Here is a 25,815-nt window from a genome sequence, read left to right as displayed (position 1 = left end):
ATCCGGACCCGGTGCCGGATCGCGGCCCGGATCGCGGCCCGCGCGCCGCGGCCAGCGGCCAGAGCTCCCGCTCTACCGCCGCGCCGCGGCCACGCCGAGGTCGGGGTGATCGACGAAGATCCCGTCGACGCCCGACTGCACGATGAGCGCGAACTCGGCCTGCCAGTCGCCCCACTCGGCGAGGCGCAGCGAGGAGTGGAAGCGGATGTTGAGGTAGCGGTTCTCGGGGCGGAGCGTCCAGGTGTAGACGATCAGGCCGCGCTCGTGGGCGCGCTGCACGAGCGTGGTCGGTCCGACGGCCCTGCCGAGCGCGTTGAGGCGCAGCAGATCGCCCTTCGCGACGCTGATCCCGTCGACGCGGCCCGAAAGGAGCGCGAGCCCATCGTCGCTCTTGTACCAGCCGAAGGATCGCTTCGGCGCCCCCGGCTGCGGCTCGTCGGCGGGCGCGCCGATCCGCTCGGCGAGGAAGACGAGCTTGGCCGCGACCCCCGCCGCGCGCAGCCGGTCGAGCACGCCGAGCTCGAAGGACTCGATCACGAGGCGCTCGGGGCGTGATTCCCAGTCCGTCGCCGCGAGCTCGGCGAGCAGCAGCGCCCCGATGTCGAAGCCCTGGTCGGAGTAGTAGCGCGCGTGCTTGATCTCGACGACGACCCCGAGGTCACGGTCACCCGCGGCAGACGCCTCGTCGACGATCCGGAGCACGTCGCGCAGGCGCAGGATCGGCTCTTCGCCGTCGTAGGCGACGTTGTTCGGCCGGGTCTTCGGCAGTCGTTCCCTGCAGCGGAGCGTCGCGAGCTCGGCCCAGTCGAAGTCCTCGGTGAACCACCCGGTGAGGCGGTCGCCGTCGACGACCTTCGTGGTCTTCCGGTCGGCGAACTCCGGCCGCTCGGCCACGTCGGTCGTGCCCGAGATCTCGTTCTCGTGACGCACGACGAGCACGCCGTCGCGCGAGATCACGATGTCCGGCTCGACGGCGTCGGCCCCCAGCTCGAACGCGAGCCGGTACGCCGCTTCCGAGTGCTCCGGGCGGTAGCCGGGAGCACCTCGGTGGCCGATGACGAGCGGGCCTGCCGCCTCCTGCGTGAGCATGCCGAACAGACTATTGCAAGGCCCGGCCAAACACGCCGGGAACGGGGCATCCGCACCGTTCGTTCAGTCTTCGGCGAACACCTGTAAATCTCAGCCCGTCCGGAGCCGGCCACGACTAAACTCGGGAGTGACCCATACGCCAGGAAAGGATCCCGACGCATGAGCAACCCGGCTCTCAGCAATAATCCCGCACTCAACGGCAAGACACTCTCCGCCGATGAGCTGCGCCGCATCTACGACCAGCCGGCCGCTCAGACGCAGCGCCCGGGCATTGATACTCCTGACCTCAACGGCGCGGGCGCCGTCGCCGCCGCGAACGCGGGCTTCGGCGGCGAGCAGCCGCCCGTCGTCACGCCGTCCGACCGTCCGATGACCTACGAGAACACCATCTCCAAGACGGTGATGCTCTTCCTCATCGTGCTCGCGACGGGCGCGGTGGGCTGGTTCATGCCGGGCCTCGCGCTGATCGGGGCCATCGTCGGCCTCGTCCTCGGCCTCGTGAACGCGTTCAAGAAGGAGCCGAGCCCCGTACTCATCATCCTGTACGCGGCGTTCCAGGGCCTCTTCCTCGGCGGCATCTCGGGCATCTTCGAGGCCCAGTGGGCCGGCATCGTCTCGCAGGCGGTCATCGGCACGCTCGCGGTCTTCGGCGTGACCCTGCTGCTCTTCCGCAGCGGCAAGGTGCGCACGAGCCCGAAGATGACGAAGATGGTCCTCATCGCGATGGTCGGCTACGCCGTGTTCTCGCTCGTCAACTTCATCCTCATGATCACGGGCGTCGTCACCGACCCGTGGGGCATCCGGGGTGTCACCCTGTTCGGGATCCCGCTCGGCGTGATCATCGGCCTGTTCGCCGTGTTCCTCGCGGCGTACTCGCTCGTCATGGACTTCGAGCTCATCCAGAACGGCGTGCGCAACCGCGTGCCCGAGAAGTGGGCCTGGTCGGCGGCGTTCGGCCTCATGGTCACGCTGATCTGGCTCTACGTCGAGATCCTGCGCATCCTCGCGATCCTGCGCGGCAACAACTAACCGCGGCGCAGCAACGCGCGAAGGGCGGCCGGCCTCCACTCGGGGCCGGCCGCCCTTCGCGTTGTGCGCGCTGGCCGCGGGCGCTGGGGCCTCGGATCAGCCGAGCTCGCCGGTCACCGCGGCGAACTCGGTGAGGAAGCGCTCGGCGTCCCGCCCGTCGAAGACCAGCGGCGGCCGGATCTTCAGCACGTTCTCCCCCGCCCCGGAGGCGCTCACGAGCACGCGCCGCTCCCGCAGCCCGTTCACGACGGCGAGCGCGGTCGCGGGATCCGGATCCGTCCCGGAACCGCCTGGCAGCGTGTACTCGACCGCGAGGAAGAGGCCCGCCGCCCGCACCTCGGCGATCCGGTGCCCGGCGCCCCTGCGCTCGGCGTCGGCGGCGATCCCCCTGATCCCCTCGGCGAGCGCCGCGCCGGTCGCGCGCGCGGCGGCGAGCAGCTCGCGACCCTCGAGCTCGTCGAGCACGGCGCCGGCCGCGGCGATGCTCACGGGGTTGCCGCCGAAGGTGTTGAAGTAGCGCACCCGCTCGCCGAACTCGGCGAAGAGCGCGGGCGAGCCGATGACGGCCGAGATCGGGATCCCGTTCCCCATGGGCTTCCCGAGCACCGCGAGGTCGGGCACGAACCCGGCCCCGTGCCGCTCGAAGCCCCACCACTCGCCCGTGCGGCCGAAGCCGGGCTGCACCTCGTCGGCGATGTAGAGGCCGCCCTCCGCCCGCACGAGCTCGGCGGCCCGCGCGAGGAAGCCCGCGGGCTCGAGCCGCAGCCCGTCGCTCGTGAGCACCGAGTCGACGATCATGCCGGCGAAGCCGATCCCGCGCTCGCGAAAGCCCGCGATTGCTGCGGCGATCTGGGTGAGAAACTCCTCGGCCCCGGATCCGCGCACCGAGTCGGGTGCGTCGACGAGCGTGACCCGGTCGGGGATCGGGTTGCCCGCACCGAGGCTCGGCGACACCTCGGCCGCCGCCGCGGTCGTGCCGTGGTAGGCGTTCCTCGTGACGATGATGCCCTCGCCGCCCGTGTGGCCGCGGGCGATGCGGAGCGCGAGGTCGACGGCCTCGCTGCCCGAACACGCGAAGATCGCCTGCGTGAGCGGAGCGGGGAACCGTGCCGTGAGCCGCTCCGCGTAGTCGACGACGCCGTCGGTGAGGTAGCGGGTGTGGGTGTTGAGCGCGCCGAGCTGCTCAGCGACGGCGCGCTGCACGCGCGGGTTGCTGTGGCCCACGACGGGCACGTTGTTGTAGGCGTCGAGGTAGTCCTCGCCGCCGGGCCCGAAGAGGTGCGCGCCCTCGCCGCGCACGACGTGCACGGGTTCGCGGTAGAACAGGCGGTAGGGCCGACCGAGCACGCGCTCACGCCGCGCGAGCAGGCGTTCCGAGTCGCCCGCGAGGCCGGATCCGGATCCGGATCCCGGATCGTAGGCGTTCACCATCGTCGTTCCCGCGCTCGACGCGTCTGGCGCGTCTGGCGCCCCTTCCGGCTGCTCCCGCACTTCGGCTCCCCCTCCTCGGGTGCGCCCGCAATCCCGGACGCGACATCAGATTGGTCACCAATATACGCGATCGGCGCTAGAGTGTCGGGAGGCGCAGGCCGCGCCGCACCGCTTCGCTCCCCCGCACCCCTTCTCACCCAGGAACCCGCATGCAGACCATCTCCGTCAGTCCCGACCTCGCCGCGACCGCGCTCGCCGAGACGCACGGCATCTCGGCGACGCGCCTCGTCCCGCTCGGCAGCGAGCTCGCGAGCACCTTCCGCGCGGAGACGGCGCGCGGCGCCCTCGCGGTGAAGATCCAGCTCAGTTCCCCCGACGAGGAGCCCGTGCAGCGCTGGCGGGCCGACGTCGCGGCCGCGCTGCACGAGCTCGGCCACCCTGTGCCGGCCGTGGTGCCGGCGCGCGACGGCGGGAGCGTCGCAGCGGTCGACGTCGCAGGCACGCCGGCCGCGGTCCTCGCGATCGACTGGGTGGAGGCCACGCCCTACGCCGAGGCGACGGTGAGCGCCGGCCTCGGTGCGGAGCTCGGAGGCGTCGCCGCGCGCCTGCAGCGCGATCTCGTCGGCATGCCGCGACCGCCCCGCGAGATCGCCCACACCTGGGCCGCCCACACCACCGCCGCGACGATCGAGGCGCACCTGCGGGACCACCTGGGGGGCGGCGACGGCGCCTCGCCCGCGGCGCGCGCCGCGCGGGCGATCGGCGAGCGTGCGCTCTGGATCCACGCCGAGCGGGTCGCCCCGCACGAGGCCGAGCTCCCCCTGGCCCTCGTGCACCAGGACCTGCACGATTCGAACGTGCTCGTGGGCGAAGCCTGCGCGATCCGCGCGATCATCGACTTCGACGACATGCTCGTGGGGTGGCGGGTCGCCGAGCCCGCGATCGCCGCCGCCTACTTCGCCCGCCACGCGGAGGCCGCGGGCCTCGGCTCCCCCGCGGCGGCCGCGCTCGAGGTGCTCGGCGGCTGGGAGCGCGAGCACCCGATGACGGCGGCCGAGCGGGAGGCGTTTCTCCCGATCGTGGCCATGCGCCTCGCCCTGAACACGGTCGTGTGGGCCGCGCGCGCCGAGAGCGACCGCGGCGCCTACGCGGCGATGCGCTCCCGCGGCTCCGCCGCCACGTTCGAGCGCATCGCCGGGGAGCTCGCGTGACGTCGCCCCGTGCGGTCGCGGACGAGCTGCGCGCGCGGATCCTGGAGCTCAGCTACGCGCCCGGCACCCCGCTCCGGGAGATCGCGCTCGCGGACGAGCTCGGCTGCTCCCGCCGCACGGCGCGCGAGGCGCTGCTCACGCTCGGCGCGGAGGGGCTCGTCACCCACGAGCGCAACCGGGGCGCGGCCGTGCGCTCGTTCACCGAGGCCGACATCAGGGACCTCTACCTCGTGCGCCGCACGCTCGAGCTCGCGGGCGCCGCGGCCTGCGTGACCGCGAGCGAGGAGCAGCTCGCACGCGCGGCCGACGCCCTCGCGGCGCTCGACGCCGCCGCGCGGGCCGAGCAGGACTCCGCCGCGCACGCCGTCGCCGACATGCGCTTCCACGGCTCGATCATCGCGCTCCTCGGGAGCCCCCGCTTCGACGCCGTCTTCGCGCGCATCGGCAGCGAGATGGCCTACGCGATCCGCCTGTTGCAGCGCAACGAGGTCACCGAGCGAGTCGACGTCGAACGGGTGGTGGGCGACCACCGTCGCATCTTCGACGCGGCCGCGGCGCGGGATCCCGACGCCGCGATGCGGGCGGTCGCCGCCCACATCGACGAGAACGAGGCGATCCTGATCGGGCTTTTCGCCTAGCCGCCCCCGGAAAGCGGAAAGGGCGCCCGCTCACGCGGACGCCCTCCGATCCAGGTCAGGGACCCGTTACTCCCACTCGATGGTTCCCGGCGGCTTCGACGTGACGTCGAGCACCACGCGGTTCACCTCGGGCACCTGGTTCGTGATCTTGTTGGAGATCCGCGCGAGCACCTCGTAGGGCACGCGGGTCCAGTCGGCCGTCATCGCGTCCTCGGAGGACACGGGGCGCAGCACGATCGGGTGGCCGTAGGTGCGGCCGTCGCCCTGCACGCCGACGGAGCGGACGTCCGCGAGGAGCACGACGGGGCACTGCCAGATCTCCTGGTCGAGGCCCGCGGCCGTGAGCTCGGCGCGCGCGATGGCGTCGGCCTCGCGGAGCGTGTCGAGGCGGTCCTTCGTGACCTCGCCCACGATCCGGATCCCGAGGCCGGGGCCGGGGAACGGCTGGCGGCCGACGATCGCCTCGGGGATCCCGAGCTCGCGGCCGATCGCACGCACCTCGTCCTTGAACAGGGCGCGCAGCGGCTCGATGAGCTCGAAGTCGAGGTCCTCGGGGAGGCCGCCGACGTTGTGGTGCGACTTGATGTTCGCGGTGCCGGATCCGCCGCCGGACTCGACGACGTCCGGGTAGAGCGTGCCCTGCACGAGGAACTTGATCGGGGCGCCCTCGGCCTTCGCCTCGGCGACGAGGTCGAGCTGCACCTTCTCAAACGCGCGGATGAACTCGCGCCCGATGATCTTGCGCTTCTCCTCCGGGTCGGTGACGCCGGCGAGGTGGCCGAGGAAGATGTCCTCGGCCTCGACCGTGATGAGGCGCACGCCCGTCGAGGCGACGTAGTCGCGCTCGACCTGCTCGCGCTCGCCCTTGCGGAGGAGGCCGTGGTCGACGAACACTGCGGTCAGCTGGTCGCCGATCGCCTCGTGCACGAGCGCCGTCGAGACGGCGGAGTCGACGCCGCCCGAGAGCGCGGAGATGACGCGCGCATCGCCCACCTGGGCGCGGATCTTCTCGATCTGCTCGGCGATGACGTTGCCGGCGTTCCAGTCGGGCTCGATGCCGGCGACGTGGTGGAGGAAGTTCTCGAGGATGCGCTGGCCGTGGTCCGAGTGCTTCACCTCGGGGTGCCACTGCACGCCGTACATGCGCTTCTCGGGCGAGCCGAACGCGGCCACGGGGGTCACGGCGGTGCGGGCGAGCACGTCGAAGCCCTCGGGGGCGCGCTGCACGGCGTCGCCGTGGCTCATCCACACGTTCTGCTCCGTGGGCTGCCCCGTCATAATCGCGCCGCCGTCGCCGACGAGCGTCGCGTCGGTCGCGCCGTACTCGCGGTCGCCGGTGTTGCCGACCTCGCCGCCGAGGGCGCGGGCCATCACCTGGAAGCCGTAGCAGATACCGAGGACCGGGATCCCGAGCTGGAAGATCGCATCGTCGAAGCTCGGCGCACCCTCGGCGTAGACGGACGACGGCCCGCCCGAGAGCACGATGCCGAGCGGGTGCTTCGCCGTGACCTCGGCCGCGGTGATCGTGTGCGGGACGAGCTCGGAATACACCCCCGCCTCGCGCACGCGACGGGCGATCAGCTGCGCGTACTGCGCGCCGAAGTCGACCACCAGTACCGGGCGGTGCCCGGATTCAGTCTGTTCTGCCATGTATCGGCCTTTCGGGAATCTGCGCGGGCACGCCCGCAGCGGGAAGGTCTAGAGGGAGGCGTCGGCCGAGCTCGCGCTCCTGGCCGTCTCGCCGTCCGGGTCGTTCGCGGCGAGGAAGGCCTGCACCTTGCGCACGATCTTCGCCTCCATGATGAACGACATGAAGGGGATGACGCCGCCGAGCGCGATGAGCAGGAACCAGCCGAAGTGCCAGCGCATCGGGCTCCACAGCATGAAGTCCGAGATCAGGTACACGACGTAGAACCAGCCGTGGGCGATCAGGATCGCCTTGAACAGGTCGAAGCCCTCGGGCTTGAAGTCGCCCTCGAGGCCCTCGGGGGCGAGCGGGACGAACTCGGCGAAGCCATTGGGGGTGAAGAGGAACAGCTGCACGTTGAATGCGTACTTCATCACCATGACCGCGACGAGAAGCAGCAGCATCACGCCCGTGATCACCGAGGTGACCTTGTAGACCTTGACCGCGGTGCGGATGCGCGGGTAGTCGGCGGGCTTCGGCTGGAGTTGCATGGCTTCCATTCTATTCCGTGGCGTCGCGCGCTGACGGCGACTGGGTGGTCTCCGGATTCGGGTCGGGATCGGAGTCTTCTCCCGCTGCGCGCTCCCCCGCCGCGATGATCGCCTGCATCTCGTGCTCCTTCTCCCAGGCGTCCCGCGTGAGGCGGAACCAGAAGAAGAGTGCGAAACCTGCGAAGACGACCCACTCGACGGCGTAGAAGACGTTGAGCCAGTTCACCTTCTCGACGGGCAGCGGCGGAACCGAGTCGATCGCGTCGAGTTCGGCGCCCAGGATCAGAGGCTCGGTCGCGCCAGGCTCAGGGTGCAGCACGAGATACCCCGAGTAGACGGCTCCGTCCACGTCGTCCCACACGTTCGCGAGGTAGGCGGGCACCATCGAGTGCATGGCGAGCGGATCCTCCTTGGCACTCGGGATGTCCGGCGCCTCGGGCGGCATGTAGCGTCCGACGAACACGCGCGGCTCCGCGAAGTCCGGCTCCGCCTCGAGCCGCTCGAGCGCGCGCTCCGCCTCCGCCACGCTCGGCGCCCAGCCGATCGCGACCCCCAGGTTCGCAGGCTCCCCCGCGTCGTCGACCGCGAGGCGGGCGACGACCCAGGCGCCCGTCTCACCGCCGTTCTGGCGAGGTGCAACAATCGCGGAATCGCCGGCCACGAGGCTTCCGCTCGTCTCCACGACGATGCCCGCTGCGGCGTCGGTGACGCCCTTCCCGAGCTCGGCGACGTCGGTGAGCTCGCGCACCGACTCCGTGTCGACCTTCTCGGTTTCGGCGTTCTGGACGGCGATGCCCATCTGCCACTGGCCGAGCCACGCGAAACCGGCCGCGACGGCCATCGCGAGAAGGAGGGCGAGGATCCAGACGGGTCGCCGCATGACCTGAGCAAGCGTGGGCTCGCCCAGGTACTCGGGTCGCCTCGGGTCAGGCACCTCGCTGCCTAGCGCTCTGCGTAGACGATGCCGACGCGCTGGAACTCCTTGAGCTCCGAGTAGCCGGTCGTCGCCATGGCGCGACGCAGCGCGCCCACGAGGTTGGAGCTGCCGTCCGCAATGTGTGCCGGGCCGTTGATGACCTCGGCGAGCGGCGCCACGGCGCCGACCGAGACCCTGCGCCCGCGCGGCAGATCGTCGTGGTGGGCCTCCTGGCCCCAGTGCCAGCCGCGGCCGGGAGCATCCGAGGCTTTGGCGAGGGCCGCGCCGAGCATCACGGCGTCGGCGCCGCACGCGACGGCCTTGATCAGGTCGCCCGAGGTGCCGAGGCCGCCGTCGGCGATCACGTGCACGTAGCGGCCGCCCGACTCGTCCAGGTAGTCCGAGCGCGCGCCCGCGACGTCGGCGATCGCCGTCGCCATGGGCGCCCGAATCCCGAGCGTGACGCGAGTGGTCGAGGACGCGCCGCCGCCGAAGCCGACGAGCACGCCGGCCGCGCCCGTGCGCATCAGGTGCAGGGCCGACTGGTAGGTGGCCGCGCCGCCCACGATCACCGGGACGTCGAGCTCGTAGATGAACTGCTTGAGGTTGAGCGGTGTGCGCCCCTCCTCCGAGACGTGCTCTGCGGAGACCGTGTTTCCGCGGATCACGAAGAGATCAACGCCTGCGTTCACCACCGTCTCGGTGAACTCGGCGGTGCGGTGCGGCGAGAGCGCGCCAGCGACCGTGACGCCCGCCTCGCGGATCTGACCCAAGCGATCCCGGATCAGCTCGGGCAGGATCGGAGCCGAGTAGAGCTCGCGCATGCGCTTGACCGCCGTGACCTCGTCGGTGATCCCAGCGAGCTCCTTGAGCAGGGGTTCCGGGTTCTCGTGCCGGGTCCACAGGCCCTCGAGGTTGAGCACGCCGAGGCCCCCGAGGCGGCCGAGCTCGATCGCGGTCTCCGGCGACATGACCGAGTCCATGGGGGCGCCGAGCACGGGGATGTCGAAGTGGAACGCGTCGATCGACCAGTTCGTCGACACGAGCTCCGGGTCGCGGGTTCGCCGGGTCGGGACGATCCCGATCTCGTCGAAGGTGTAGACGCGCCTTGCGCGCTTTCCGCGGCCGATCTCGATCTCTGTACTCACCCCACCAGTCTAGCCGGGCACGCTGACATTCTCCGCCCCGCACAGTCAACCCAGGAAACGCCGCGGGCGGCCCGCACCAGGTGGGTGCGGGCCGCCCGTCGACGACCGGATCCGGATCCGGGGACTAGCGCTTGTAGTTCGGCGCCTCGACCACCATCTGCACGTCGTGCGGGTGGCTCTCCTTGAGGCCGGCCGAGGTGATGCGCACGAACTGACCGCGCTCCTTCAGCTCGTCGATCGAGCGAGCGCCGACGTAGAACATCGACTGGCGCAGGCCGCCGATCATCTGGTGCGCGACCGAGCCGATCGGGCCGCGGTAGGGCACCTGCCCCTCGATGCCCTCGGGGATCAGCTTCTCGTCGCTCGGAACGTCCGCCTGGAAGTAGCGGTCCTTCGAGTACGAGGTGCGCTCGCCGCGCGTCTGCAACGCGCCGAGCGAGCCCATGCCGCGGTAGTTCTTGAACTGCTTGCCGCCCACGAACACCAGGTCGCCGGGGCTCTCGTCGGTTCCGGCGAGGAGCGATCCCATCATGACCGACGATGCGCCAGCCACGAGCGCCTTCGCGATGTCGCCCGAGAACTGCAGGCCGCCGTCGGCGATCACAGGGACACCGGCGGGGGTCGCCGCCTTCGCGGCCTCGTACACGGCCGTGACCTGGGGCACACCGACGCCCGCGATGATCCGCGTCGTGCAGATCGAACCGGGGCCGACGCCGACCTTGACCGCGTCGGCACCAGCCTCCACGATGGCCTTCGCGCCAGCGTAGGTCGCGACGTTGCCGCCGATCACGTCGACCGCGGCGAACGCCGGGTCGGCCTTGATCTTCGCGATGATGTCGAGCACCCCGCGGCTGTCGCCGTTCGCGGTGTCGACGACGAGCACGTCGACGCCCGCCTCGACGAGCTCGCCAGCGCGCTTCCAGGCGTCGCCGAAGAAGCCGACGGCCGCGCCGACGCGGAGGCGACCGGAGTCGTCCTTCGTCGCGTTCGGGTACTGCTCTTCCTTGTCGAAGTCCTTCACCGTGATGAGGCCGGTGAGGCGGCCCTCGCCGTCGACGAGCGGCAGCTTCTCGATCTTGTGCTTGCGGAAGATGTCGGCGGCCTCCTCGCGGGAGATACCCGCGGGGGCCGTGATGAGCGGCATGCGGGTCATCGCGTCCTCGACGCGGACCTGCGAGCGGTCCCTCGGGTCGATGAAGCGCATGTCGCGGTTCGTGATGATCCCGAGCAGGATGTCCTTCGAGTCCACGACGGGCAGGCCCGAGACGCGGTACTCACCGCAGATCGCGTCGACCTCGGCGACGGTCGCGTCGACCGTCGTCGTGACGGGGTTCGTGATCATGCCGGCCTCGCTCCGCTTCACGCGGTCGACCATTTCGGCCTGATCCTGGATCGAGAGATTCCGGTGCAGGATGCCGAGGCCGCCGTTGCGGGCCATGGCGACCGCCATGCGGGTCTCCGTGACCGTGTCCATCGCGGCGGAGATGAGCGGGATGTTGAGGCGGATGCGCCTCGTCAACTGGGTCGAGGTGTCAGCCTCGCTCGGGATGACGTCGGTGTGGGCCGGCAGCAGCAGCACGTCGTCATACGTGAGACCGGTGAACGCGAATGGGTCACGCTGTTCCATGAATCCTCTTTTGATGGTCGAAGCGGAATTGGTCGTCGTCGGGTCTCGATGAAGCCCCTCACACCATCGTAAACGTCACCGGCGCCGGAGTTATGCCCGTACCCGCTCCGACCGGGTCCGTTCGCCCCTTAATCCAGCGGGATCGGGGCCGTGTTCGTCGGCACCTCCGGTGCACGCCTCACCTGCTGCACCATGTCGATGAGCAGGATCACGATCGCGATCCAGACCCCGATGAACCCGATCCAGCGCCCCATCGTGATCTCCTCCCCGGCGACGAGCGCGCCGTAGATGAAGCCGAGGATCGGGGTCAGGAACTGGATGAAGCCGAGGTACGAGAGCGGGAGCCTGCGCGCCGACTCCCCGAACAGGATGAGCGGGACCGCCGTCACGACGCCGCTCAGGAACACGAGGACCGCGATCCCCGGCCCGAAATTGAACACCGTGAGCCCCGTGGTCGTCGCGATGATGATCGCCTGCGCGACCCCGAGCGGGACCGACACGAGCGTCTCGATCGTGAGCCCCGTGAGGCCGTCGACGTGCTCCCCCGCGTGCTTGTGCACGGCGCCGTAGAGGCCGAAGCTGAATGCGAGGCCGAGCGCGATCCAGGGGAAGGATCCGTACGCGATCGCGGCGATCACGACGCCGACGGTCGCGATCGCGACCGCAACCCACTGCAGGCGCGTGAGCCGCTCCCGCCGCACGACGACACCGATCAGGATCGTGAACAGCGGATTGATGAAGTAGCCGAGCGACGTCTCGAGAATGTGCCCGGACATGACGCCGATGACGAAGATCTGCCAGTTCGCGTAGAGCAGCAGCGAGGACACCGCGAACCATCCGAGCGTCTTCGGCGAGCGCAGGATCGCGCCCACCTGGCGCCAGCGCCGCGTCGCGGTCGCGAGGATCGCGCAGAACACGAGCGTGGCGCACACCCGCCACGGCACGACTTCGAGCGGGCCGACCATCGCGATCAGGCTGAAGTAGAAGGGGAACGCGCCCCACAGCAGGTATGCGCCGAGCCCGTACCCGAGACCCGAACGCAGTTGCCGCATCCCCTCAGCTTAGCCCGGTGCGGGGTGGGGCGGGGGGCGCTGGCCCGCCCTCCCGCTCGCTGGCGGGCTCGCTCGCTCGCCGAGTCGGCCGAAAGGCCCCAATCAGCCCCACGAAAGGGGCCTTACGGCCGACTCGGCCCTGCCGGCGCGGGCACGGGCGGGCACGGGCGGGGGCGCGGGCGCCCGTGCGTCCGCGCGGTCCCGGATCCCGAACCCTAAGGCCCGCGCCCCGAGCCCAAACCCGACGAGCCCACCCCGCCGACCCCGAGTGGGCCGAAAAGCCCCATTCCCCACGCCGAGTCGGCCGAAAGGCACCAATCAAGCCCACGAAAGGGGCCTTTCGGCCGACTCGGCGCTGAGGGTCTCAGCCGATACGAGGCCAGAGCGCGTCAGAAGCTTCCGCACACAGCAAAAGGGCCCAGGATCCGAACGGATCCCGGGCCCTTTGGGCACGAAACTTAGCGGGTGACGACCGCGAGGATGTCGCGGGCCGAAAGCACGAGGAGGTCGTCGCCGCCGACCTTCACCTCGGTGCCGCCGAACTTCGAGTAGATCACGATGTCACCCACGGCGACGTCGAGCGGGATGCGCGTGCCGTTGTCCGAGACGCGGCCGGGGCCGACTGCGACGACCTCGCCCTCCTGGGGCTTTTCCTTGGCGCTGTCAGGGATAACGAGACCCGAAGCAGTGGTCTGCTCCGCCTCGACCTGCTTGATAACGATACGATCCTCGAGCGGCTTGATAGCGACCGACACAGTTGACCTCTTTCTCACGACGAAGGTTCTCTCGCGCCCGCCCTCTGCGAGCACGTCCTTCCCAAAGTCTAGAACCCGCATTGGCACTCGTGCAAGGGGAGTGCCAACCGCGGGGCCCCGTATCGCGGATAGCGAACGCAGCCGCTCCCCCAGGGATGTCAGCGGCCGCGCGTAGGATGGGAGGGCACACAGCCAAGCGGCGCCGGATCTGGCGCTCACGGCTACGAAAGGTACCGAGGAGCAGCGATGTCCACGCCGACCACACCCCAGCCGCCGAACCAGCCGCAGAATCAGCCGGGCGCCGCCGGCTCGCAGGGCCAGCCGCAGGGCCAGCGCCCCGCTTATGGTGCGACCCCTCCCCCCGCCGCGCCAGGGCAGACGCAGTCACAGCCGACCGTGCCGCTCCCCCCGACGCACCAGGCCCAGCAGGCCAAGCAGCCCCAGCCCTACCGAGGCCAGGCTGAGCCCTACGCTGGCCAGCCACAGCCACAGCCGCAGCCACAGCCGCAGCCACAGCCGTACCCGGTCGCCCAGCGCCAGGCCACCCCCGCCGTCCCCGCGAGCACCGCGACGACGCTCGGCGCCACTAACACGTTTGCCCTGCTCACCATCATTTTCGCGTTTGTTGCGCCGCTCGCGGGCATCATCTTCGGGCACCTCGGACTCAACCAGATCAAGCGGAACGGCGACGCGGGCCGCGGCATCGCGCTCACCGGCCTCATCATCAGCTACGCGTACTTCGCGTTCCTGCTGCTCTTCATCATCTTCTACGTCGGCTTCATTTTCATGATGTTTGGCCTCATCGGGTCGGCGGCCAACGAGTTGGGCTCGGCGTACAACGGTTACTAGGCACCTCGCCGCCCCTGCGCGGTTGCGGGCAGAATTGATGTCATGACCGATTCGGGATCACGGCCCCGGGAGTCTCTCCCGGGGCCGTCCTCTTCCGCCCCGCCCGGCTGGGACTTCCTGTTCACCGAGGCAGGCCTCGGCATTGCCGGGCGCGCGAGCGCCCAGCTCGCGGGCGGCGCGCAGTCGGACTCGCTCAACGCCGCCCTCCGGAGGGAGGGCCTCGCCCCCGAGCAGGTCGCGGCGGTGCTGACGCAGGCGGAGCTCAGGGCGAAGGCCGAGGCGAAGTTCGGCGAGCTCTCCCCGGATCTCCTGTTCACGCGCGCGGGGCTCGAGCAGGCGACCCGCGCCGAGGTCGCGGCGCTCCACGCCGCGAGGTTCCGCGGGGCCGGGATCCGGAGCGTCGCCGATCTCGGGTGCGGGATCGGCGCCGAGTCGCTCGCGCTCCTCGGCGCGGGCGTCGCGCCGCTCCCCGTGGAGCTCGACCCGCTCACGGCGCGGATCGCGCAGCACAACCTCGCGGTCGCGGCGGAACGCGGGAGCCGGGCGGTCCCCGAGGTGGTCGTTGGCGACGCCGAGTCCGTCGGCCCGCGCGACGCCGAGGCCGCGTTCCTTGACCCCGCCAGGCGCACCGCCGGCCACTCGGACACGCGGCGCCTCGCCTCCCCCGACGACTACTCCCCCTCGCTCAGCTTCGCCTTCGGGCTGGCCGCGCACATGCCGGTCGGTGTGAAGCTCGGGCCCGGCCTCGATCACGAGCTCATCCCCGATGATGCCGAGGCGCAGTGGGTGTCGGTCGGCGGCCAGCTCGTCGAGACCGGAGTCTGGTTCGGGGCGCTCGCGCGGCCCGGGATCCGGCGCTCTGCCCTCGTCCTGGGAGCGCAAGGCGCGCAAGACCCGCAAGGCGCGCACGAACCGCAGGCCCCGCACGAGCTCGCGGCGCAGGCCCCCGCGGCCGACGCCCAAGTGCGCCCGCTCGGCGAGTTCCTCTTCGAGCCGGACGGCGCGGTGATCCGTGCGCGCCTCATCGGCCGCCTCGCCGAGCTTCTCGGTGCCGGTATGGTGAGCCCCGGGATCGCCTACCTCACTGGAGATGACCCGGTCACAAGCCCGTTCGCGCAGTCGTTCCGGATCCTGGAGGAGCTCCCTGCGCGCGAGAAGGAGCTGCGGCGCGCGCTGCAGCAGCGCGACATCGGCAGGCTCGAGATCAAGAAGCGCGGGGCCGACGTCGATCCCGCGGCCCTGCGGAAGCGGCTGAAGCTGCGCGGCGCCGGATCCGCGACGCTGTTTCTGACGCGGGCCGAGGGGCGGCACGTCGCGCTCCTCGCCGAGCGGCTGCGTCCGTAGAGAGATCCATCCAGCAGAACCCCCACCACGAACGCCGAAGGCCCGGTGCGCCAAGCGCCCCGGGCCTTCGTGACTTCGCGTCGGCGACGCTTAGCTGTTGAGGTCGCTGAGCTCCTGCTGGACGCTCGGGTCGTTGAGGACCGAGCCGACCACGACGATCGCGACGATGAAGAAGATGATCGAGAGGACGATCGCGACGGCGCTCAGGATGATGCCGGTGAGCGTCATGCCCTTCGGCTGCCCCTTCTTGCGGGCGAGGATGCCGAGGATCAGGCCGACGATGCCCGCGACGAAACCGATGAAGGTGACGAGGAAGGAGAATACGACGCCGGCGATGCCGAGCACCAGCGAGGCGATTGCGAGGCCCTTGGTCTCGGTCGGGGCGGGCACGTTGCCGTAGGACGGCGCAGGGGTCTGCGGCGCGGCAGGGGGAACGGGGTTCGAAGCCGGCTCGTTGCCGGGCAGGTTCTCGGACATGTCTCTCCTTTGGGTTGAGCACTGGAAGAAGAGATCTCCCTCACAGCCATTCAAAGATAACCCTCAGGAAGCGTTCAGAGCACACTTATTTCGCGAGTTTCGTCAGAAACTCGCTCATCTGATCTGCACATTGTCCACTGGCAGCGTGGAATCGGCGCCGAAGGCGAGCCCCGAGGGCGCGTGCCCCGCGGCGACGAGCTGCGCCCCGAGCGAGGCGATCATCGCGCCGTTGTCCGTGCACAGCGAGAGCGGCGGCACCCTGAGCTGGACGCCCGCGGCGGCCGCCCGCTCCGCCGCCAGCTCCCGCACGCGCGCGTTCGCGACGACCCCGCCGCCGAGGAGCAGCCGCGGCACCCCGAGGTCGGCGCATGCGGCGAGCGCCTTCGTCAGCAGCACATCGGCGACCGCCTCTCGGAAGCTCGCGGCGACGTCGGCGACGGGAATCTCCTCCCCCGCCGACTCGCGCTTCTCGACCCACCTGGCGACCGAGGTCTTGAGGCCCGAGAACGAGAAGTCGTAGCGGTGCCTGGCGAGGTCCTTCGGGTGCGTCAGCCCGCGTGGGAAGCGGATCGCGTTCGGATCGCCGTCGGCAGCGACCCGGTCGATCTGCGGGCCGCCCGGGTAGGGCAGGCCGAGCAGGCGCGCGACCTTGTCGAACGCCTCGCCAGCGGCGTCGTCGATCGTCTCGCCGAGCATCTCGACGTCGCCGACGAGGTCGCGCACGAGGAGGAGCGAGGTGTGGCCGCCGGACACGAGGAGCGCGATCGTCGGCAGCTCGAGCTCGCCGACGTCGCCGACCGCGGGCCGGAGCTGGTCCGGCCGCTCGGGGTCGGAGCGCAGCAGATCCGCGCCGACGTGCCCGACCAGGTGGTTCACGGCGTAGAGCGGCTTTCCGAGCGACACCGCGAGGGCCTTCGCCGCGGCGACGCCCACCATGAGCGCCCCGGCGAGCCCCGGCCCGCAGGTCACGGCGATCGCGTCGAGCTCGGAGAGCTCCACTCCCGCGTCGGCGAGGGCGCGCTCGATCGTGGGTGTCATCGCCTCGAGGTGGGCGCGCGCCGCGACCTCGGGAATCACTCCCCCGTAGCGCGCGTGCTCGTCCATCGAGGAGGCGATCGCGTTCGCGAGCAGCGTGCGTCCGCGGACGATGCCGACGCCCGTCTCGTCGCAGCTCGTCTCGATCCCGAGCACGAGCGGCTCTGCGATCCTCGTCGCGGCTGCCTCAGTCACCGGTTCCCCCGTTCGTGTGTGTTCTCGGCCGCAGGGGCCAGCAGCAGCCGCATGACGATCGCGTCGATGCCCTCCGGCTGGTAATAGCGGGGCCGGATCCCGATCTCGACGAAGCCAAGCTGCTCGTAGAGGCCTCGCGCCACGGGGTTGTCGGCCCTGACCTCGAGGAACACCTCCCGCACGCCGCGTCGGCCCGCCTCGGCGAGCAGCGCCTCCATGAGCGCGCGGCCGTGGCCCGCGCCCCTGAGGCCCGGGTCGACGGCGATCGTCTGGATGTCGCCCTCCTGCCCCACCACGAGGAGACCGGCGTAGCCGCGCACGGCCCCGGACTCGTCGGTGAGCGCCAGGTAGTGGCGGTGATCCGCGGTGAGCTCCTCGCGCATCGACGCGCGGCTCCACGCCTCCGCGCCGAAGACGGCAGACTCGATCGCCCAGATCGCGTCGAGATCCGCCGCCGTCGCGAGGCGGAGCTCCGGGCCGCGCGTGGTCACGAGCTCACCCGCTTCGGGGCCCCCGGCAGCTTCACGTCGGGCGCGCGCAGGTAGAGCGCGCGGTCGTCGTCGAACGCCGCGCCCGCGGCAAGGCGTCTCGCGGCGAGCCGGACGAGGCCGGCGACCGGGATCCGCTCGGGCCAGACGTCGTTCGGCTGCTCGGCGTAGTCTGCGCGGGCGACGAGACCGGGACCCCAGGTCCGCTGCGGGATCCCCGCCCAGTCGAGGCCCGAGTACTCCGTCACGAAGAGCTCGCGCCTGCGGGCGTCCTGCACGACCCGCACGCCGGCGGCCGCGCCCGATTCGAGCAGCTCGAGCGCGACGGCCTCGTGCCCCTGCACGGGCAGGAGCGGCGCGCCCCGGCCGATCGCGAAGGCGTGGGCGGCCGCGATCCCGACCCGCAGCCCCGTGAAGGGGCCGGGCCCGATTCCTGCGACGACGCCCGTGACCGCGGCGGGATCGACCCCGCTCGCGGAGAAGACCTCGGCGAGCAGCGGCCCGATGGCCTCGGCGTGCCCGCGCGGGTCATCGCTCGTCGCGGTGTGCACGACGCCGTCGGCGCCGAGCGCCACGGCGGTGCCGATCGCGGTGTCGATCGCGAGCAGCACGCGCTGCCCGAGCTCAGGAACCTGTTGCATCACTCCGACTCTCCCCCTGAACGGCCCGAAAGCCACTCGGGAACGCCCCCGGACCAGCGCGGCCCGTATCCCGTCACGGTCACGCGGCGCGCCTCGACGGGCGCCTCGGACCAGTCCTCGTCGGCGTCCTCGTCAGCACCCTCCTCGGCACCCGTGCCGACCGACTCGGCCGCGCCGCCCGCCCGCCGCTCGATCACGATCTCGAGCCAGCTGTCGAGGGTGTCGACCACGCCTGCGCCCCACTCGGCGACGACGACGGACCCCTCGAAGTCCAGGTCGAGGTCGTCGAGCTCGTCGGCACCCGACAGCCGGTACGCGTCGACGTGCACGAGGGGCGCCCCGCCCACGAGCGACGGATGCGTGCGCGCGAGCACGAACGTCGGGCTCTGCACGGGGCCGCGCACGCCGAGGCCCTCGCCGATCCCGCGCGTGAGCGTCGTCTTCCCCGCGCCGAGCGGGCCCGTGAGGAGCACGAGGTCCCCCGCCGCGAGGGTGCGCCCCAGCTCGATCCCGAACTCGTGCATCGCGTCGGGATCCGGAACCTCGAAGGTGCGCGCGATCCCGGCCGTCATTCCTCGTCCCCCGAGGCCTCCGCGGGGATGCGCCGCACGCGTGGGCCGATCCCCGCGACGACCTCGTAGTTGATCGTGCGCAGGAGGCCCGACCAAATCTCGACGGGCGGGTGCCCGCGCTCCGGATCGCCGAACAGGATCACGGGCTCGCCGAGGCACAGGCGTCCGGCGAGCGGGCCGACGTCGACGATGAACTGGTCCATCCCGATCCGGCCGATGATCGGCCGCGGCTCGCCCGCGACTGTGACCCACGCCCCGGAGCCGTTGAGCGCGCGCGGCATGCCGTCCGCGTAGCCCATCGGCACGAGCGCGAGCGTCGTCGCCGTCTCGCAGACGTGGTTGAAGCCGTAGGAGACCCCGGTGCCGGCGGGCACGCCGCGCAAGGCGACGATCTCCGAGCGCAGCGTCATCGCGGGGATGAGGCCGAGCTGGGCCGAGGTGCGGTCGGCGTAGGGGCTCAGCCCGTAGGCCGCGACGCCGACGCGCACGGTGTTGTAGTGGAGGTGCGGCGAGCGCAGGGTCGCGGCACTTGCCGCGAGGTGAATGAGCTCCGGATCGCAGCCCTCGGCCCGCAGCAGCTCGACGGCCTCGTCGAGCCTGGCCGACTGGGCGCGGTCGGCCTCGTCGCCGGCGTTCGCGAGGTGGCTGAAGATGCCGCGCACGCGCACGCGGCCGGCGCGCTCAAGCTCTGCCGCCCGCGCGAAGAGCGGCTGCCACTCCTCGGGCGCAGCGCCGTTCCGGCTGAGCCCCGTGTCGATCTTGAGCTGCACGACCGCGGTGCGATCCTGCGCCTTCGCGGCCTCCGCGATCTCCTCCAGCTGCCGCGCGTGGCTCACGCCGAGCTCGATGCCCGCGGCCACCGCCGCCGCAAAGTCGGTCTCCGCCCCGAACAGCCAGCACAGGATCGGCGCCTCGATCCCCGCAGCGCGCAGCTCGAGCGCCTCGTCGAGGTCGGCCGTCGCAACCATCGTCGCGCCGCCTGCGAGCGCGGCCTCGGCCACGATCGCCGCGCCGTGGCCGTAGCCGCCGGCCTTCACGACGACGATCACGTTTGCGCCGCCCGTCACCTCGAGGATCCGGCGCACATTGTGCCTGATCGCGGGGAGGGAGATTTCGGCGATCCGCATGGGCCGCTTAGTCATGGCTGCTCCGATCCGTGTGGGTGCCGTCCCCCTGGCGGCCGAGCGAGTCGATCACGACGAAGGCCGTCGCGACCCCGGCGTCGTGGGTCATCGAGAGGTGGGCGGCCGCGCCACCGCGGGCGTCGAGCGCGGCCACGAGACGCGGCGTGCGCGCGAAGCCGGGCGCTCGGTACTCGTCGCGCACGACCTCGATGTCCTGCCAGCCGAGCTCGCCCGAGCCACCGAGCGCCTTCACGAGCGCCTCCTTGGCCGCGAAGCGGGCCGCGAGCGACGCCGTGCTGAGCTCGCGCTCCGCAGCGCAGAAGAGGCGCTCGCGCAGCGCTGGAGTGCGCTCGAGCTGACGCTCGAACCGCGCGATGTCGACCGTGTCGACCCCGATGCCGGTGATCACGCCCGCTCCCGAGGCCGCAGGAGCACGGTTCACTCCACCGTGACGGACTTGGCCAGGTTGCGCGGCTGATCCACGTCGAGGCCCTTGACGGTCGACAGCTCGAGTGCGAACCACTGCAGCGGGACCACCTGCAGCAGCGGCTCGAAGAGCGCGTCCGCGAGGGGCAGGCGGATCACGTCGTCGGCGTAGGGCAGCACCGAGGTGTCGCCCTTCTCCACGACGGCGATGACGCGGGCGCCGCGCGCGCGGATCTCCTGGATGTTGGAGACGACCTTCGAGTGCATGAGCGGCGCGGTGCGCGGGCTCGGCACGAGCACGAACACGGGCTGGCCGTGGTCGATGAGCGCGATCGGGCCGTGCTTCAGCTCGCCCGCGGCGAAGCCCTCGGCGTGGATGTAGGCGATCTCCTTGAGCTTCAGCGCGCCCTCGAGCGCGACCGGGTAGCCGACGTGGCGGCCCAGGAAAAGCACCGAGCGGGTGTCGGCCATCCAGTGCGCGAGCTGCGCGATCTGGTCGTGCGTGTCGACGGCCTCGCGCACCTTCTCCGGGAGCTCCTCGAACTGCTCGACGGCCTCGGCCTGGGCCTCTGCGGAGATCGTGCCGCGCACGCGCCCGAGGTGGAGCCCGATCAGGTAGAGGGCCGTGATCTGCGCGATGAACGCCTTCGTCGAGGCGACCGCGACCTCGGGGCCGGCGTGCGTGTAGACCGCGGCATCGGATTCCCTGGGAATCGTGGCGCTCTGCGTGTTGCACACCGAGACGGTGGTGACGCCGTGCTCGATCGCGTACTTGACCGCCATGAGGGTGTCCATCGTCTCGCCCGACTGGCTCACGGAGATCACCATCGTGCGATCGGTGAGCACGGGATCGCGGTAGCGGAACTCGTGGCTCAGCTGCACCTCGACCGGGATCCGGGCCCACTGCTCGATCGCGTACGCGCCGACCTGGCCGGCGTACGACGCCGTGCCGCAGGCGATGATCACGATCCGGTCGACGTTCTGCAGGCGCTCGTCTCCGAGGGCCTCGAGCTCGGGGATCACGACGATGCCGTCGTGCACGCGGCCGCGCACCGTGTTGGCGACGGCGTCCGGCTGCTCGTTGATCTCCTTCGCCATGAATGACGACCAGCCGCCCTTGTCCGCGGCGTCGGCGTCCCACTCGACCTCGAACTCGGCGAACTCGACCTCATTGCCCGCGAAGTCGGTGATGCGGACCTGATCGGGCGTGATGACGGCGATATTGTCCTCGTCGACCGCGACGGCACGACGCGTGGAGGAGACGAACGCGGCGACGTCGGATCCGAGGAAGTTCTCCCCCTCGCCGAGCCCGACGACGAGCGGCGAGTGGTGGCGCGCGGCCACGATCTTGCCCGGCTCGTCGCGGTGCATCGCGAGCAGCGTGAAGGTGCCGTGCAGGCGGGTGACGACGTTGCGGAACGCCTCTTCGAGATCCCCGGTCTTCGCGACCTCAAGGCCGACGAGCGCGGCGACGACCTCGGTGTCCGTCTCGCTCAGGAGCTCGATGCCTGCCGCCTCGACCTCGCCGCGCAGCTCGGCGAAGTTCTCGACGATCCCGTTGTGGATCAGGGCGAGCTTCCCGCCGTCCCCGAGGTGGGGGTGGGCGTTCACGTCGGTCGGGCCACCGTGCGTGGCCCAGCGCGTGTGGCCGATCCCGGTGCCGCGCGCGGTCACGGGGCTGTCGGCGAGAAGCTCCTCGAGCCGCGCCAACTTGCCCGAGCGCTTGCGCACGGAGAGACCGCCGGTCTCATCGATCACGGCGATCCCCGCCGAGTCGTAGCCGCGGTATTCCAGGCGTCGCAGTCCGTTGAGCAGGGCCTCGACCGTGTCATTCGGGCCGACGTATCCGACGATTCCACACATGGACACCAGTTTAGTGGCACCATTGTTGAATCATGGCCGATAGCACCGCACCTCGCGTGACCACCGACACCCAGACGCTCATCCGACCCGAGTTCACCTCCCCGTTCATCGAGATCGACCGCGCCGAGTGGTCGCGGCTCGCCGGCGAAACCCCGATGCCCCTCACCGAGGCCGAGATTGCGGCGTTCCGCGGCCTCGGGGAGCCCCTCGACATGGCGGAGGTCTCCGAGGTGTACCGCCCGCTCAGCCGGCTCATCAACCAGTACGCGATCGCGGCACGCGAAATGCACCAGCGCACCCGCCGATTTCTTCGCCGGGACGGCGAGCGCCCCAGCACCTTCGTCATCGGCATTGCGGGATCCGTCGCCGTCGGCAAGTCGACCGTCGCGAGGATCCTGCGCGACCTGCTCGCGCGTTGGCCGGAGACGCCGCACGTTGAGCTCGTCACGACCGACGGCTTCCTGTATCCGAACGCCGAGCTCGAGCGGCGCGGCCTCTCCGCACGGAAGGGCTTCCCCGAGTCCTACGACCGCCGTGCCCTCCTCCGCTTCGTCTCGCAGGTGAAGGCCGGCGTGCCCGAGGTCTACGCGCCGCACTACAGCCACCTCGTCTACGACATCGTGCCCGACGAGTACACGATTGTGCGCCAGCCCGACATCCTCATCGTCGAGGGCCTCAACGTGCTGCAGCCGGCCTCGATGGAGCACCCCGTCGCCGTGAGCGACCTCTTCGACTTCTCGGTCTACGTCGACGCCCGCACCTCGGACATCCAGCAGTGGTACCGCAATCGCTTCCTGCACCTGCGGGAGAGCGCGTTCTCGAACCCCTCGTCGCACTTCCGACGCTTCGCCTCGGTCGACGACGACGCGGCGCTCGCGATCGCCGACGAGTTCTGGATCAACATCAACGAGCCGAACCTCGTCGAGAACATCCGCCCGACCAGGGCTCGCGCGACCCTCGTGCTGCGCAAGGAGTCGGACCACCGGGTGCAGAAGGTGCTGCTGCGGAAGCTCTAGCGGTGGTTCCTCGGGACGCTGTGAGGGTTCGTGAGGCGTGCCCCCCCCCCCCCCCCGAAGAGTGGGCTTTTCCCATCTCCAGCGCTCACCCTGAATTCTGCGTTCAGTTCGACTGTCTGCCCAAATTCTTGCGTTTGAGCGCGGATCTCTGGCTGAGCGCTGCGGCGCTCACGCAGAAAGCGCGGGCCCGGGATCCTCAGATCCCGGGCCCGCGCTGTGCCGTGCGAGGGGCGCTCAGACGGCGAGACGCTCCTTGACGATCGCCGCGAGGTCGGCCGCGAGCTGCTCGGCCTGGGCGACCTCGGCCGCCTCGACCATGACGCGCACGACGGGCTCGGTGCCCGAGGGGCGCAGGAGCACGCGGCCCTGGCCGCCGAGCACGAGCTCGGCCTGGTGCACGGCCTGGCCGAGCACCTCGTCGCCCGCGACGCCGGCGCGGTCGACGCCGCGCACGTTCACGAGCACCTGCGGGTACACGGTCATGCACTTCGCGAGCTCGCCGAGCGGCTTCCCGCTGCGCACGATCTCAGCCGCGAGGTGGAGGCCCGTGAGGATCCCGTCGCCCGTGGTCGCGTACTCGCTCATGATGACGTGGCCCGACTGTTCGCCGCCGAGCGAGAAGCCGTGCGCGTTGATCGACTCGAGCACGTAGCGATCCCCCACCGAGGTCTCGACGACGTCGATCCCGTTGTCGGCCATCGCAAGCTTCAGCCCGAGATTCGACATCACGGTCGCGACCAGGGTGTTCTTCTCAAGCTTGCCGCGCCTTGACATCGAAAGCGCCAGGATCGCCATGATCTTGTCGCCGTCGATGACGTTGCCGTCCGCGTCGATCGCGAGGCAGCGGTCGGCGTCGCCGTCGTGGGCGATGCCGAGGTCGGCCCCGTGCTCCCGCACAGCGGCCGTGAGCGGTTCGAGGTGGGTGGATCCGACGCCGTCATTGATGTTGAAGCCATCCGGATCGTTACCGATCACGGTGACCTTCGCACCGGCGTCCTTGAATACGTCGGGCGAGATCCCTGCTGCCGCGCCGTGGGCGCAGTCGAGCACGACGTGCAGGCCGTTGAGCTGCACGCCCTCGAGCGTACCGAGCAGGTGCACGAGGTAGCGATCCTCGGCGTCGGCGAAGCGGCGGATCCGCCCGACCTCGCGGCCCGTGACCGCGATCGGGGGCTTCTCCATGGCGGCCTGGATCTCGTCCTCGATGTCGTCGGCGAGCTTGCGCCCGCCCTCGGCGAAGAACTTGATCCCGTTGTCCGGGGCCGGGTTGTGCGAGGCCGAGACCATGACGCCGAAGTCGGCCTCCGTGTCGGCCACGAGGTAGGCGGCGGCCGGAGTGGGGATCACCCCTGCGTCGAGCACGTCGACGCCCGCCGAGGCGAGCCCAGCTGCGACTGCGGCCGAGATGAACTCGCCCGAGACGCGCGGGTCGCGCGCAAGTACCGCGACAGCACGACGGCTCTCGCCTCGGGCTGATCGCCCGAGCACGAGAGCCGCTGCGTGTGCGAGGTTCAGGGCCAGGCCGGCGGTCACATCGACCCCGGCCAGACCCCGCACCCCGTCGGTGCCAAACAGGCGTCCCATCAGTGGGGTGCTCCTGGTTAGCGCTTCGAGTACTGAGGCGCCTTGCGGGCCTTCTTGAGACCGGCCTTCTTGCGCTCCTTGATGCGAGCGTCACGGCTCAGGAAGCCGGCCTTCTTCAGCGTCGGGCGGTTGTGCTCGGCGTCGATCTCGTTGAGGGCGCGGGCGATCGCGAGGCGAAGCGCACCGGCCTGGCCCGAGGGGCCGCCGCCGACGATGCGTGCGATCAGGTCGTACGCGCCACCGAGCTCGAGCACGGTGAAGGGGTCGGTGATGAGCTGCTGGTGCAGCTTGTTCGGGAAGTACTCCGCGAGCTCGCGGCCGTTCACCGTCATCTTGCCCTCACCGGGCACGAGACGGACGCGGGCGATGGCCTGCTTGCGGCGGCCGACGGCTGCACCGGGGACGGTGAGCGCGGGGCGCGGGGTCGAGGCGGTCGCCTGGGCGGCCGGCGTCTCGGTGGTGTAGCTCTCGGTGGCCACGGTCTGCTCTTCAGTCACTGTGAATTCTCTCTCTGAGGTCTCTATTGGCCCGCGATTACTGCGCGACCTGGCCGAAGTTGTAGGGGGTGGGCTTCTGAGCGGCGTGCGGGTGCTCGGCACCTGCGTACACCTTCAGCTTGCGGAACTGATCGGCGCCCAGCGAGTTCTTCGGGAGCATGCCACGGATCGCCTTCTCAACGGCGCGCTCCGGGTTCTTCTCGAGGAGCTCGGTGTAGCTCATCGAACGGAGGCCGCCCGGGTAGCCCGAGTGACGGTAGGCGAGCTTCTTGGCCGCCTTGTTGGCGGTCAGCACGACCTTGTCGGCGTTGATGACGATGACGTAGTCGCCCATGTCCATGTGGGGGGCGAACGTCGTCTTGTGCTTGCCGCGGAGCAGGGCTGCGGCGTGCGAGGCGAGGCGGCCGAGCACAACGTCGGTGGCGTCGATGACGAGCCAATCGTGCTTCTGCTCAGCGGCCTTCGGCGAATAGGTGCGAGTCACTAGAGTGCTGCTTTCTGTCGAATTGGAGGTGTTCGTGAATCCCACTCCGGCGCCCGGTCCCACGAGGGGTGCGCGAGCCAGTGGAGGGCTCAACAAATCGGGTGCTTACGCACCAAGGATCTAGATTAGCACAGGATCCGGATCCG

The 25,815-nt window shown here is 70.7% G+C and carries 26 protein-coding genes; 6 read left to right on the top strand and 20 right to left on the bottom strand.

Annotated features, from left to right (window positions below; genetic code table 11):
- Positions 1 to 72: 72 nt before the first annotated feature.
- On the bottom strand, positions 73 to 1,089 hold the full coding sequence (locus tag ACOPJ3_RS06030) for a glycerophosphodiester phosphodiesterase family protein (RefSeq protein ID WP_427870928.1): 1,017 nt from the start codon (positions 1,087 to 1,089) through the stop codon (positions 73 to 75).
- Between the two features lie 159 nt (positions 1,090 to 1,248).
- On the opposite strand from ACOPJ3_RS06030, the gene ACOPJ3_RS06025 reads away from it, so the two are divergent.
- Positions 1,249 to 2,118, top strand: coding sequence for a Bax inhibitor-1/YccA family protein (locus ACOPJ3_RS06025; protein WP_427870927.1), 870 nt, complete (start codon positions 1,249 to 1,251; stop codon positions 2,116 to 2,118).
- Between the two features lie 96 nt (positions 2,119 to 2,214).
- On the opposite strand, the gene ACOPJ3_RS06020 is transcribed toward ACOPJ3_RS06025, so the two are convergent.
- Positions 2,215 to 3,609: an aspartate aminotransferase family protein gene (locus ACOPJ3_RS06020; RefSeq protein WP_427870926.1), complete on the bottom strand. Its 1,395-nt coding sequence runs from the start codon at positions 3,607 to 3,609 to the stop codon at positions 2,215 to 2,217.
- A gap of 149 nt (positions 3,610 to 3,758) precedes the next feature.
- Here ACOPJ3_RS06020 and ACOPJ3_RS06015 point away from each other — a divergent pair, with 149 nt between their 5' ends.
- Positions 3,759 to 4,760, top strand: a complete 1,002-nt coding sequence (locus tag ACOPJ3_RS06015; RefSeq protein ID WP_427870925.1) for a phosphotransferase — start codon at positions 3,759 to 3,761, stop codon at positions 4,758 to 4,760.
- Positions 4,757 to 5,398, top strand: coding sequence for a GntR family transcriptional regulator (locus ACOPJ3_RS06010; RefSeq protein ID WP_427870924.1), 642 nt, complete (start codon positions 4,757 to 4,759; stop codon positions 5,396 to 5,398). The genes ACOPJ3_RS06015 and ACOPJ3_RS06010 overlap by 4 nt, the downstream gene beginning before the upstream one ends.
- A 66-nt stretch (positions 5,399 to 5,464) precedes the next feature.
- On the opposite strand, the gene guaA is transcribed toward ACOPJ3_RS06010, so the two are convergent.
- From guaA to groES, 7 genes are all read right to left on the bottom strand, one after another.
- The gene (gene guaA / locus ACOPJ3_RS06005; RefSeq protein WP_427870923.1) at positions 5,465 to 7,048 is read right to left on the bottom strand and encodes a glutamine-hydrolyzing GMP synthase; all 1,584 of its coding nucleotides are present in this window, start codon (positions 7,046 to 7,048) and stop codon (positions 5,465 to 5,467) included.
- Between the two features lie 48 nt (positions 7,049 to 7,096).
- On the bottom strand, positions 7,097 to 7,576 hold the full coding sequence (locus ACOPJ3_RS06000) for a DUF3817 domain-containing protein (protein WP_427870922.1): 480 nt from the start codon (positions 7,574 to 7,576) through the stop codon (positions 7,097 to 7,099).
- Positions 7,577 to 7,586: 10 nt separating this feature from the next.
- Positions 7,587 to 8,510: an SURF1 family cytochrome oxidase biogenesis protein gene (locus ACOPJ3_RS05995; protein ID WP_427870921.1), complete on the bottom strand. Its 924-nt coding sequence runs from the start codon at positions 8,508 to 8,510 to the stop codon at positions 7,587 to 7,589.
- A gap of 8 nt (positions 8,511 to 8,518) precedes the next feature.
- On the bottom strand, positions 8,519 to 9,640 hold the full coding sequence (locus tag ACOPJ3_RS05990; protein ID WP_427870920.1) for a GuaB3 family IMP dehydrogenase-related protein: 1,122 nt from the start codon (positions 9,638 to 9,640) through the stop codon (positions 8,519 to 8,521).
- A 124-nt stretch (positions 9,641 to 9,764) separates the two neighbouring features.
- Entirely contained in the window at positions 9,765 to 11,267 is a 1,503-nt protein-coding gene (gene guaB, locus ACOPJ3_RS05985) for an IMP dehydrogenase (RefSeq protein ID WP_427870919.1), read from the bottom strand.
- Positions 11,268 to 11,395: 128 nt separating this feature from the next.
- Entirely contained in the window at positions 11,396 to 12,319 is a 924-nt protein-coding gene (gene rarD / locus ACOPJ3_RS05980; RefSeq protein WP_427870918.1) for an EamA family transporter RarD, read from the bottom strand.
- 458 nt (positions 12,320 to 12,777) lie between these two features.
- Positions 12,778 to 13,074 (bottom strand): co-chaperone GroES, encoded by a 297-nt coding sequence (gene groES / locus ACOPJ3_RS05975; protein ID WP_427870917.1) that lies wholly within the window; start codon positions 13,072 to 13,074, stop codon positions 12,778 to 12,780.
- 246 nt (positions 13,075 to 13,320) lie between these two features.
- On the opposite strand from groES, the gene ACOPJ3_RS05970 reads away from it, so the two are divergent.
- A complete protein-coding gene (locus tag ACOPJ3_RS05970) occupies positions 13,321 to 13,923 on the top strand; it encodes a DUF4190 domain-containing protein (protein ID WP_427870916.1) in 603 nt (200 codons plus the stop codon).
- Positions 13,924 to 13,965: 42 nt separating this feature from the next.
- Positions 13,966 to 15,267, top strand: coding sequence for a THUMP-like domain-containing protein (locus ACOPJ3_RS05965; RefSeq protein ID WP_427870915.1), 1,302 nt, complete (start codon positions 13,966 to 13,968; stop codon positions 15,265 to 15,267).
- A 90-nt stretch (positions 15,268 to 15,357) separates the two neighbouring features.
- On the opposite strand, the gene ACOPJ3_RS05960 is transcribed toward ACOPJ3_RS05965, so the two are convergent.
- From ACOPJ3_RS05960 to glmS, 8 genes are all read right to left on the bottom strand, one after another.
- Entirely contained in the window at positions 15,358 to 15,744 is a 387-nt protein-coding gene (locus ACOPJ3_RS05960; RefSeq protein ID WP_427870914.1) for a DUF4190 domain-containing protein, read from the bottom strand.
- Between the two features lie 114 nt (positions 15,745 to 15,858).
- Positions 15,859 to 16,974: a tRNA (adenosine(37)-N6)-threonylcarbamoyltransferase complex transferase subunit TsaD gene (tsaD, locus tag ACOPJ3_RS05955; protein WP_427870913.1), complete on the bottom strand. Its 1,116-nt coding sequence runs from the start codon at positions 16,972 to 16,974 to the stop codon at positions 15,859 to 15,861.
- Positions 16,971 to 17,465, bottom strand: a complete 495-nt coding sequence (gene rimI / locus ACOPJ3_RS05950) for a ribosomal protein S18-alanine N-acetyltransferase (RefSeq protein WP_427870912.1) — start codon at positions 17,463 to 17,465, stop codon at positions 16,971 to 16,973. Before rimI ends, tsaD begins: the two co-directional genes overlap by 4 nt.
- The gene (gene tsaB / locus ACOPJ3_RS05945; RefSeq protein WP_427870911.1) at positions 17,462 to 18,103 is read right to left on the bottom strand and encodes a tRNA (adenosine(37)-N6)-threonylcarbamoyltransferase complex dimerization subunit type 1 TsaB; all 642 of its coding nucleotides are present in this window, start codon (positions 18,101 to 18,103) and stop codon (positions 17,462 to 17,464) included. Before tsaB ends, rimI begins: the two co-directional genes overlap by 4 nt.
- Positions 18,103 to 18,675 carry a tRNA (adenosine(37)-N6)-threonylcarbamoyltransferase complex ATPase subunit type 1 TsaE gene (tsaE, locus tag ACOPJ3_RS05940; protein ID WP_427870910.1) on the bottom strand — a complete coding sequence of 191 codons (573 nt, stop codon included), beginning with the start codon at positions 18,673 to 18,675 and terminating at the stop codon, positions 18,103 to 18,105. Before tsaE ends, tsaB begins: the two co-directional genes overlap by 1 nt.
- Positions 18,672 to 19,817 carry an alanine racemase gene (alr, locus tag ACOPJ3_RS05935; RefSeq protein ID WP_427870909.1) on the bottom strand — a complete coding sequence of 382 codons (1,146 nt, stop codon included), beginning with the start codon at positions 19,815 to 19,817 and terminating at the stop codon, positions 18,672 to 18,674. The genes tsaE and alr overlap by 4 nt, the downstream gene beginning before the upstream one ends.
- Positions 19,810 to 20,208, bottom strand: a complete 399-nt coding sequence (locus tag ACOPJ3_RS05930) for a holo-ACP synthase (RefSeq protein ID WP_427870908.1) — start codon at positions 20,206 to 20,208, stop codon at positions 19,810 to 19,812. Before ACOPJ3_RS05930 ends, alr begins: the two co-directional genes overlap by 8 nt.
- 29 nt (positions 20,209 to 20,237) lie before the next feature.
- Positions 20,238 to 22,088: a glutamine--fructose-6-phosphate transaminase (isomerizing) gene (gene glmS / locus ACOPJ3_RS05925; protein WP_427870907.1), complete on the bottom strand. Its 1,851-nt coding sequence runs from the start codon at positions 22,086 to 22,088 to the stop codon at positions 20,238 to 20,240.
- Between the two features lie 32 nt (positions 22,089 to 22,120).
- Between glmS and coaA the strand changes: the two genes are divergently transcribed.
- Positions 22,121 to 23,104, top strand: coding sequence for a type I pantothenate kinase (gene coaA / locus ACOPJ3_RS05920; protein ID WP_427870906.1), 984 nt, complete (start codon positions 22,121 to 22,123; stop codon positions 23,102 to 23,104).
- Between the two features lie 234 nt (positions 23,105 to 23,338).
- Here the strand turns inward: coaA and glmM are convergent, their stop codons facing one another.
- The 3 genes from glmM to rplM are packed head-to-tail and all read right to left on the bottom strand — an operon-like array spanning position 23,339 to position 25,669.
- The gene (glmM, locus tag ACOPJ3_RS05915; RefSeq protein WP_427870905.1) at positions 23,339 to 24,688 is read right to left on the bottom strand and encodes a phosphoglucosamine mutase; all 1,350 of its coding nucleotides are present in this window, start codon (positions 24,686 to 24,688) and stop codon (positions 23,339 to 23,341) included.
- A 17-nt stretch (positions 24,689 to 24,705) separates the two neighbouring features.
- Entirely contained in the window at positions 24,706 to 25,185 is a 480-nt protein-coding gene (gene rpsI / locus ACOPJ3_RS05910; RefSeq protein ID WP_427870904.1) for a 30S ribosomal protein S9, read from the bottom strand.
- Positions 25,186 to 25,222: 37 nt separating this feature from the next.
- Positions 25,223 to 25,669, bottom strand: a complete 447-nt coding sequence (gene rplM, locus ACOPJ3_RS05905) for a 50S ribosomal protein L13 (RefSeq protein ID WP_427870903.1) — start codon at positions 25,667 to 25,669, stop codon at positions 25,223 to 25,225.
- Between the last annotated feature and the right edge of the window lie 146 nt (positions 25,670 to 25,815).

This window comes from Leucobacter luti, assembly GCF_050310065.1.
In the GTDB taxonomy this organism is placed as follows: Bacteria; Actinomycetota; Actinomycetes; order Actinomycetales; family Microbacteriaceae; genus Leucobacter; species Leucobacter luti_B.
This window is presented reverse-complemented; position numbering and strand designations above follow the sequence as displayed.